General features: G+C 47.2%; 6 protein-coding genes. 4 read left to right on the plus strand and 2 right to left on the minus strand.

The window, feature by feature from the left end; genetic code table 11:
• Positions 1–94: 94 nt before the first annotated feature.
• Entirely contained in the window at positions 95–343 is a 249-nt protein-coding gene (locus AAB523_02360) for a hypothetical protein (GenBank protein MEK7556106.1), read from the plus strand.
• 163 nt (positions 344–506) lie between these two features.
• On the opposite strand, the gene xerA is transcribed toward AAB523_02360, so the two are convergent.
• Positions 507–1,427 carry a site-specific tyrosine recombinase/integron integrase gene (xerA, locus tag AAB523_02365; GenBank protein ID MEK7556107.1) on the minus strand — a complete coding sequence of 307 codons (921 nt, stop codon included), beginning with the start codon at positions 1,425–1,427 and terminating at the stop codon, positions 507–509.
• A 275-nt stretch (positions 1,428–1,702) separates the two neighbouring features.
• Here xerA and rpsO point away from each other — a divergent pair, with 275 nt between their 5' ends.
• Both rpsO and AAB523_02375 read left to right on the plus strand, forming a co-directional pair.
• Complete coding sequence (rpsO, locus tag AAB523_02370) at positions 1,703–1,972, plus strand: 30S ribosomal protein S15 (protein ID MEK7556108.1); 270 nt, start codon at positions 1,703–1,705, stop codon at positions 1,970–1,972.
• Positions 1,973–2,032: 60 nt separating this feature from the next.
• On the plus strand, positions 2,033–2,578 hold the full coding sequence (locus AAB523_02375; GenBank protein ID MEK7556109.1) for an NYN domain-containing protein: 546 nt from the start codon (positions 2,033–2,035) through the stop codon (positions 2,576–2,578).
• A 69-nt stretch (positions 2,579–2,647) separates the two neighbouring features.
• Here AAB523_02375 and AAB523_02380 read toward each other — a convergent pair whose 3' ends face one another.
• Entirely contained in the window at positions 2,648–2,809 is a 162-nt protein-coding gene (locus tag AAB523_02380) for a hypothetical protein (protein ID MEK7556110.1), read from the minus strand.
• A gap of 140 nt (positions 2,810–2,949) precedes the next feature.
• Here AAB523_02380 and AAB523_02385 point away from each other — a divergent pair.
• The coding region (locus AAB523_02385) for a hypothetical protein (GenBank protein ID MEK7556111.1) at positions 2,950–3,194 on the plus strand (245 nt) is incomplete at its 3' end.

A 3,194-nucleotide genomic window follows, 5' to 3' on the forward strand; every position in this document is an offset into this window, starting at 1 on the left:
AACGCGCGAATACTCGCGCGTTTTCTTTTGGATTATTGACTCTTTCTGCATACCTGCGATAATACGAAAAGATTTACTCCTTTGGAGGTGCATCATGGCAAAGCTCGGTATCAGGCAGAGATATCATATTATCGTCCCTGTTTTTCGCATACTGTTTAAAGAGTACCCCGAAATGGCCGCTGCCGTACGAGGTACTCTTCAGAGAATGGTGGCGCACAAGCATATCACCGAAGGAGCACGTAAAGCGTTCTTGGAATCCGTACTTATTCCTCTTTCGCCGGCAATATCAGTTAAAGAAGTTACGCGCAAAAAGGAAACAAGAAAAGTACCTGTAAAAAAGTAAGGTGCGCCCCGGCGCGCCTTTTTCTTTTGGCCTTCTGTAGTAGAAGTCAAACTTCTACAGATTGCGGTCTGACTTCAATACAGTTATTTTCTGCGTTTACCATGAAACGCCTTGTGCACCCCGAAGGAAAGCCGAGCTTCCTACGGGGCAGGCCTCACTTACTTTATTGTTTCCTTTTCTTTCCGTGGTATTTACTGTGTATCTCTCGTAGGTGTACATCGGTCACGTGGGTGTACACTTGCGTTGTTTGGATACTGGAATGCCCAAGCATTATCTGCACGCTCCTGATATCGGCGCCGTTTTGTAAGAGATCGGTAGCAAAGCTGTGGCGAATGACGTGAGGAGTCACCTTTTTAGAAATACCGGCCTTGATCGCATAGTATTTCACGATCCGTTCCACGGAGCGCGGCGAGAGACGCATGGAAGGGGCTTTCTGTGCTCCGCGCCCAAGCTGGACAAAGAGCGCATCGTCCATATCGCTCCGCTTATCCAAATACTTTTTCACCGCTCCGCGCGCGGAAGGAGAGAGAAACACCACGCGTATCTTTTCTCGCTTCCCCCGCACCGAAAATTCATCTTTGGACAGATCAAGATCGCGGGGAAGTCCGCATAGTTCAGATACGCGAAGCCCCGTAGAAAACAAAAGTTCCACGATTGCACGGTCGCGCAGACTTTTCACGTCGTCCCCTTCGGGCGCTTGCATGATACGCTCCAGTTCTTCGCCGGAAATGAGATCAAGGCTCCGATCCGCAACAGCCGCCAATTCTATTCTTTCCGGCACAAGCGAGGCGATGCCCCGTTTTGCGAGATATTTCAGAAACACTCGCAAGGCTATCAAATAATAGTTCTGTGTTTTTTTCTTGAGCGTTTCCGTTTCACTGCCGCCGTGCTGTCTGTTGAGCCACAAGCGAAATTTTCGCACCAATTCATCGGTAATCTCTCCGGGCTTAGTGATTCCGGAAAATAAAAGAAAGCGCTTGAGGTAGCGATCGTAATTCTCAACGGTTTTCAAACTGCGCCCCCGCTCTATCTCAAGATATTCCAAAAATTCCTTTCTTAATTGTGCGATGTCGCTTGATTTCATTGTTTTTATTATACCTTGAATTACAAAATAGCTCCTACTGCGTATTCCGCAGACGCCCTATTTCATCTTTCATCCTCAATTTTGGTAGCCCAGCTACGAAAAATATCGGCTGAAAGCGAACTAGGACGCCTGCAAAATCCTCGCTATGGGTCTATTTCGTAACTCAAGGTATACCATTAACCCCAAGAGTCGGAAAATATGCGAAACACGCCAGGGAGCAGGCAGGGAGAGTAGGGGCTTGCAGGATAAAGGGTTTTGTGCTATCGTTACTACCAATGCTTACGAAGAAGAAAAAAGAGAATATCATCAAAAAGAGCCGGGTCCACGACAAGGATACCGGTTCTGCGGAAGTGCAGATCGGTCTTTTATCCAAAAGTATTGATGAACTGGCTTCTCATCTCAAGAAGCACAACAAAGACAATCACTCACGCAGGGGATTGCTCCAGATGGTTGCCGACAGGCGATCTCACTTGAAGTACCTCCAGAAGAAGGACGAGAAACGGTACAACAAGATCGTGAAAGAGTTGGGATTAAAAGCAAAGTAGTTACCAGTTTTCAAACGCTCCGCTCCCCGGAGCGTTTGATTTTTAATAAGAAATACCTTTATGTCAGTTATTAAACATAAACAACAGCGTGTTGGCGTATTTATTGACACGCAAAATCTCTATCACAGCGCGAAGAACCTCTATCAATCGCGGGTAAATTTTGACTCCGTCCTGAGAGAAGCGGTGGGAGGAAGACAGCTTGTTCGCGCTATCGCCTACGTCATCACTACCGAGAAGGGCGAGGAGAAGGGGTTTTTTGAAGCGCTTGAAAAACTTGGCATTGAAACCAAGACAAAAGACCTGCAGATATTTTACGGCGGAGCAAAGAAAGCGGACTGGGATGTGGGAATCGCCGTTGACGCCATTCGCTTGGCACCGAGGATTGATGCGGCTATCATTATTTCAGGAGATGGCGACTTCGTGCCTCTCGTTGAATATTTGAAATTCAGCGCCGGAACCCAAGTGGAAGCGATCGCATTCGGCAAATCCTCGTCAGGCAAGTTGCGCGAAGCGGTGGATGATTTTATAGACCTTGATAGCGACCCGAGAAAATTTTTGATCGGTTACCGCCAGCCAAGACCGCACAGGATAAAAAGAAATGGATAGACCCACTGCGTAATAGAAAAAACCCCGCATCGTGATGCGGGGTTTTTGGGTGGGCGGATGAACGGGATATTAACCCCTTGTGTCTTCTTGCGAAATCTCCTTTGGATCACCGGAGACGTAGAGGTCTGTGCAGGGTCTGCCCTCATGCTCTCGTCTTCCGATAAGTGGAGTTGGAATTGGGCAAAATGCTCCCTCCTCTATTTCCATGTGACCATCAAGCTTGTCATTCATACCGCTTTCTCCCTTTGAGTTCTAGGCACTATGTGCCGATTAAAGAACAATAAAAAAACCACATGCACTGTAGCATATAGTTCGTGTTAGCACAAATCTCCATTTAAAAAACGTCGGGCATAATGATATACTGTTCTTAAATGGGTAGCGAAGAAAAACAAGAGGAAGAACAAAAAGGGGAAGTGAGTTCTTCCGAAAATTATCCTGCGGAACCGAAAGCGGATTTTCATAAAATATCCGATCTGTTTAAAGCGGTAAATAAAGATTCCTCGGGGCAGAGCCCCGAGGAATTTAAGGAGCTCGCTTCGCTCGCTCAAACGCGCGGCAAACCACGCGGTATTGAACCTATATTAGCTCCTCGGTTCGGGCCTGTGAATGAAGGCGC

The organism is Patescibacteria group bacterium (genome assembly GCA_038063375.1).
GTDB lineage: Bacteria > Patescibacteriota > Minisyncoccia > Phycocordibacterales > JANLHH01 > JANLHH01.

Excerpts from the sequence above, each read along its gene's own strand:
- AAB523_02360 (MEK7556106.1), top strand. The coding sequence starts at position 95 with ATGGCAAAGCTCGGTATCAGGCAGAGATATCATATTATCGTCCCTGTT.
- xerA (MEK7556107.1), bottom strand. The coding sequence starts at position 1,427 with ATGAAATCAAGCGACATCGCACAATTAAGAAAGGAATTTTTGGAATAT.
- AAB523_02375 (MEK7556109.1), top strand. The coding sequence starts at position 2,033 with ATGTCAGTTATTAAACATAAACAACAGCGTGTTGGCGTATTTATTGAC.
- AAB523_02380 (MEK7556110.1), bottom strand. The coding sequence starts at position 2,809 with ATGAATGACAAGCTTGATGGTCACATGGAAATAGAGGAGGGAGCATTT.
- rpsO (MEK7556108.1), top strand. The coding sequence starts at position 1,703 with ATGCTTACGAAGAAGAAAAAAGAGAATATCATCAAAAAGAGCCGGGTC.